This window comes from Nocardia sp. NPDC059764 (assembly GCF_042732555.1).
In the GTDB taxonomy this organism is placed as follows: Bacteria; Actinomycetota; Actinomycetes; order Mycobacteriales; family Mycobacteriaceae; genus Nocardia.
Genome location: NZ_JBHWHH010000303.1, coordinates 1 through 4,402, shown reverse-complemented (window position 1 = coordinate 4,402; position 4,402 = coordinate 1). Strand labels below are relative to the sequence as shown.

The following is a 4,402-nucleotide window of genomic DNA, read 5'->3' as shown; positions in this document are numbered from 1 at the left end:
GCGCTACACCATGGACCCGGTGACCGAACCGACCAGGCGGGCCGGGCCGGCGGCCGGCCCCCGGGGCGGGGCCGCGCGCGGGGGCGGGGCCGGGGGGCGGGGGGGGCGCGCCACCCCGGGGGCCCGCCCCGCTGGGGGGCGCCCGGCTTGGTGTTCGGCGTCTTTCGCGACCGCGCGTTGCGGCCTACTTCGCCTTCGCGGCGATATCGCCCCAGGCGTGCCAGCGGTCGATCTCGATCCAGACCGAGACGCGCTTCTGATCGCGGACCGGGTACTCGCCGCCGGTGTAGTGCTCGGCGATGCGGTCGATGACCGAGGAATCCGGGTCGTTCTCGATGGAGACGATGCGGCCCTGGATGCTGACATGGCTGTACCAGTTGTCGCCTTCCAGCACGGTCAGCGTGATTCGCGGGTCCTCACGCAGGTAGTCCAGGCGCTTGCGGAAGTCGGCCAGGTTCACCAGGATTCGGTCGTTCTCGTACAGGTACCAGGTGGCGACCGAGACCGGCTGCCCGTCCGGGCGGTTGGAGGCGAAGACGGCCGGGTTGGGGCGGGCCAGGAATTCGGCGATCGGGGCGGGGACGGGCGTGGCGGGCATCGGCTTCCTCTTTCGACGGTTCGAAGATCGTTCCGGTTCCCGCAACACCGCTGCCGCGCCGAATCTTCCGGCACGGTGCGCGGCGCCCGATCGGACACTCACATCCCGAAGGTGCCCGGGCCCACGTTCTTGCTGTTGCGGGTGCGTAGCGCGTGCACGTAATCGCCTGGCGCGCCCGCCTTCTCCGCGGCGTCGGAGATGACGCCGATGTAGCGGGCGGAGGGTAGTCCGCCCTCGTAGGCGTCCAGGACGTAGAGCCAGGCCAGGACCGGCGTGGTCGTGGGGCCCTGGTTGGGGGTGACGCGCAGGCGGATCTTCTTGTGGATACCGAAGTCCGAACCCTCCCAGCGGTCGAGACTCAGCTCGTCGTCGTCGGGAACGTCGTAGAGGACCACGAAGACGCGTTGTCCGGGCTCTTCGACCACCGTCGCCAGCGGTCCCTCCCAGCCGATGTCGTCCCCGGCGAAGGTGAGTCGCCACCCTTCCAGCCAGCCGGTTCCGTACACAGGGGAGTGCGGACAGCGCTTGAGCATCTGCTCGGGATCCATGTTGGACCCATAGGCGGCGTAAATCGGCACCGTAAGAGCCTATCGAACAATCGCCGTAAGCCTCCCCTGATCCCGATCACAAGGCGGTTCGTGGCGGTATGACTGATTTGCTGGCGCATCTGAACACATCCCTGGATGCGCTGTGAGCTAGGTCAACCGGCCGTGAGGCGGCTCAGCGGCCGGTTTGCCGAGCAGTAGGCTTAGCCGGTGGGTTCGCGGCCGTCTCGATTCTGGACTGCGGCTTGATAGACCTCCGCCTTGGAGCGGGGGAGCGAAGCGGAGGAGGGACGAATCGAGACCTCGGGGCCGCGAACCAGCCCGGAGCGAAGCGGAGGGCAAATTGGATACGGAGGAACAATGACCCGCATTGCGATCATCGGTGGCGGTCCCGCCGGTTACGAGGCGGCACTGGTAGCGGCACAACACGGCGCGCCGGTCACGCTGATCGACAGTGACGGCATCGGCGGCGCGTGCGTGCTGTGGGATTGCGTGCCGTCCAAGACCTTCATCGCCTCCACCGGCGTGCGCACCGATCTGCGCCGCGCCCGGGACCTGGGCATCACCGTGCATCCCTCGCAGGCGCAGGTGCGTCTCGCCGAGGTGAACTCCCGGGTGAAGGCGCTCGCGCAGGCGCAGTCCTCCGATATCCGCGCCAAGCTGATGACCGCGGGCGTGACCGTGCTGTCCGGCTACGGCGAACTCATCGACCAGGCCCCCGGGCTGGCCACCCACCTGGTGAAGGCCACCCTCGAGGACGGTCAGCAGCGGGTCATCGAGGCCGAGGTGGTGCTGATCGCCACCGGCGCCAGCCCGCGCGTGCTGCCCGGCGCGGAGCCCGACGGTGAGCGAATCCTGAACTGGCGTCAGCTCTACGACCTCCAGGACCTGCCCGAGACCCTGGTGGTCGTGGGTTCCGGTGTCACCGGCGCCGAATTCGTCTCCGCCTACACCGAGATGGGCGTGCGGGTGAAGGTGGTCTCCAGCCGGGACCGCGTGCTGCCCGGTGAGGACGCCGACGCCGCGCTGGTGCTGGAGGAGGCGCTCGCCGAGCGCGGTGTGGAGCTGGTCAAGCACGCCCGCGCGGACGCGGTGGAGCGCACCGCCGAGGGCATCGTGGTGAAGCTGTCGGACGGTCGCACGGTCACCGGCACCCATGCGCTCATGACGGTCGGTTCGGTCCCGAACACCAACGGGCTGGGCCTGGATCGGCTCGGCATCGAACTCGACAAGGGTGGATACCTCCGCGTGGACCGGGTGTCGCGGACCACCGCGCCCGGCGTCTACGCGGCCGGCGACTGCACCGGACTGCTGCCGCTGGCCTCGGTGGCCGCCATGCAGGGCCGCATCGCGATGTATCACGCGCTGGGTGAGGGCGTGCAGCCGATTCGCCTGAAGACCGTTGCCTCCGCGGTGTTCACGCGCCCGGAGATCGCGACGGTCGGCGTGGCGCAGACCGCCATCGACGAGGGCGAGGTCCCCGCGCGCACGGTCATGCTGCCGCTGAACACCAACCCGCGGGCCAAGATGTCAGGTCTGCGGCGGGGTTTCGTGAAGATCTTCTGCCGGCCCGCCACCGGTGTGGTGATCGGCGGCGTGGTGGTCGCGCCGATCGCGTCGGAGTTGATCCTGCCGATCGCGCTGGCGGTGCAGAACAACCTCACGGTGAACGATCTGGCGCAGACCTTCTCGGTGTATCCCTCCCTCACCGGATCGGTCACCGAGGCCGCGCGGCAGCTCATGCGGCACGACGATCTGGACTAGCCGCAACGTGTTTCGCACCCCTTTGTTACCGGCCCGTCTTGCTGCCTTGTCTCCCTTGTGATTAAGTTCGCGGCGGAAGCGATCGGCAGGGCGGTCGCGAGTGTTACGTATCGGGGGTGATCGTTTCCCTCCGTTCGGTGCTCTTCGATGCCCAGGCTGATCGTGCCGCCGAGGGACGAAGGAATTGAGCGAAACGTGAAGCACCGCAAGCCGAGTCGGATCAAGGCGAGCACCTCCCTGACGCTGGCCGGTGCGGCCGCGGTGGTGTCGCTGCTGTCCGCGCCCGCCAACGCCGCCCCCGCCGACCCGGGCGCCGTACCGGCCGATCAGCAGCAGCCCGACGGCACGCAGCCGCCCGCCGACACCCCCACCCCGGACCCGAAGGCGCAGTCGGTTCCCGCGCCCAAACCGGAGAAGCCGCAGCCGGGCACCACCAAGCCGCAGCAGAGCCAGCCGGGCGTCACCACCCCCACCACGCCGAACAACACCGCGCCGGACAACGGTGCGGACAAGCCGGATTCGGGTCAGCCGCAGGGCGCGACCCAGCCCGACGCCACCAACACCCCGAAGCCGGACGCCACCGCGCCCAAGCCGGACGCGAACGCCTCGAAGCCGGATGCCAACGCCCCCAAGAACGATCAGGGCGCGCAGCCCGCGGGCGTCAACCCGGGTCAGCCGAAGTCGGTGCGCCCGTCGCAGCCGGGCGTGACGGTGCCGCGCGTGGCGCCGCTGCCGGTGCCGGGCCAGTCGACCCCGGCGCAGCCCGCGGTCGTCACCCCGCAGCAGGACGCGGCCACCCCGCCGTCGACCCAGCCGGGCACCACGGTGCCGGCGCAGCCGGTCAAGCCGAACGACCGCAGCGCGGACCCGGCGGTCACCACCCCGGCGCAGAACCCGGACGCCGACACCATGACCGGCCCGCAGACGGTCACCCCGCAGGCGAAGCCGCAGTGGCAGTCGCCCGCGGTGGACGCGGCCCCGGCCGCCCCCGTGGTCGCCATGGCCGGTCCGCACTCCGAGCTCGGCGTCAACCTCGACGGCGGCGCGGTGCTGCCGGGCTGGGCCGCCAACACCCACCACTTCAGCAACCTGGACGGCTACGTCGGCACCATCGGCTACACCACGCCGGGCGGGCTGGGCGAGGCCGGCATGTCGCTGGACTTCACCACGGTCAACCAGATCAAGGTGACGGCGTTCGCGGGCAGCGGCCCGGACAACGACCAGAAGGTCGAGTTCGTGCTGGACACGGCCGCGGCCAATGCCGCGAAGGCCAATGCCGAGAACTTCATCCGCCTGCTCCCGGGCGGCGCCACGGTGCTCGAGGCGGCGGCTCAGATTGGTAGGCTCCCCGAAGGCGAGCGGCCGTCGCAGTCGATCGACATCGGTGGCGTGACCGCGCAGACGGGTGGCTCGGTCCAGTACTGACCGACCGTTCAACACACCGGGAACGGTGCCGGTAGAAGCAGTGTTGTCGCGTGGGGCGGTCGGTAGCGAC

The 4,402-nt window shown here is 70.2% G+C and carries 4 protein-coding genes; 2 read left to right on the top strand and 2 right to left on the bottom strand.

The annotated features are described in order from the left end of the window. Positions 1–184: 184 nt before the first annotated feature. Positions 185–598 (bottom strand): PPOX class F420-dependent oxidoreductase, encoded by a 414-nt coding sequence (locus tag ACFV4K_RS34905; RefSeq protein WP_379280573.1) that lies wholly within the window; start codon positions 596–598, stop codon positions 185–187. Positions 599–696: 98 nt separating this feature from the next. After that, positions 697–1,176 (bottom strand): gamma-glutamylcyclotransferase, encoded by a 480-nt coding sequence (locus ACFV4K_RS34900; RefSeq protein WP_379280572.1) that lies wholly within the window; start codon positions 1,174–1,176, stop codon positions 697–699. A gap of 327 nt (positions 1,177–1,503) precedes the next feature. On the opposite strand from ACFV4K_RS34900, the gene ACFV4K_RS34895 reads away from it, so the two are divergent. Together ACFV4K_RS34895 and ACFV4K_RS34890 are read left to right on the top strand one after the other, a co-directional pair. Then, the gene (locus ACFV4K_RS34895; protein WP_379280571.1) at positions 1,504–2,907 is read left to right on the top strand and encodes an NAD(P)H-quinone dehydrogenase; all 1,404 of its coding nucleotides are present in this window, start codon (positions 1,504–1,506) and stop codon (positions 2,905–2,907) included. A 195-nt stretch (positions 2,908–3,102) separates the two neighbouring features. Further along, positions 3,103–4,332 carry a hypothetical protein gene (locus ACFV4K_RS34890; protein ID WP_379280570.1) on the top strand — a complete coding sequence of 410 codons (1,230 nt, stop codon included), beginning with the start codon at positions 3,103–3,105 and terminating at the stop codon, positions 4,330–4,332. Positions 4,333–4,402 lie beyond the last annotated feature (70 nt).

Excerpts from the sequence above, each read along its gene's own strand:
- ACFV4K_RS34895 (WP_379280571.1), top strand. The coding sequence starts at position 1,504 with ATGACCCGCATTGCGATCATCGGTGGCGGTCCCGCCGGTTACGAGGCG.
- ACFV4K_RS34905 (WP_379280573.1), bottom strand. The coding sequence starts at position 598 with ATGCCCGCCACGCCCGTCCCCGCCCCGATCGCCGAATTCCTGGCCCGC.